This is a genomic window from Cognatundibacterium luofuense, assembly GCF_018139685.1.
GTDB lineage: Bacteria > Pseudomonadota > Gammaproteobacteria > Burkholderiales > Burkholderiaceae_D > Undibacterium > Undibacterium luofuense.
In genome coordinates this window covers 1-321 of the sequence record NZ_JAGSPN010000444.1, presented here as the reverse complement: position 1 = coordinate 321, position 321 = coordinate 1, and the positions used below count along the sequence as shown (strand labels likewise).

Genomic DNA, 321 nt, shown 5'->3' with positions numbered 1-321 from the left:
AGACCGTCGAGCATCATGTGGTCATACATCATGCCGTGACCGATGCGATAGCCGCCACGGGCTTTCGGGATCAGGTAAGGCGCGTTGGTCATGGATTCCATACCACCGGCGATCAGCACTTCATTGCTGCCTGCATTGATAGAATCGAAGGCGATCATGGTCGCTTTCATCGCGGAGCCGCACATCTTGGACAGCGTGACAGCACCTGTGGACATCGGCAAACCGGCTGCCAGCAAAGCCTGACGTGCAGGAGCCTGACCCTGACCGGCCATCAGGCAGTTACCGAACAAAACTTCTTCCACCAGTTCAGGTGCCACACCG

At 57.3% G+C, this 321-nt stretch carries 1 protein-coding gene; it reads right to left on the bottom strand.

The window, feature by feature from the left end; translation table 11 throughout:
* A partial coding sequence (locus tag KDM89_RS21155) for a thiolase family protein (RefSeq protein WP_463322642.1) occupies positions 1-321 on the bottom strand: 321 nt, incomplete at both ends.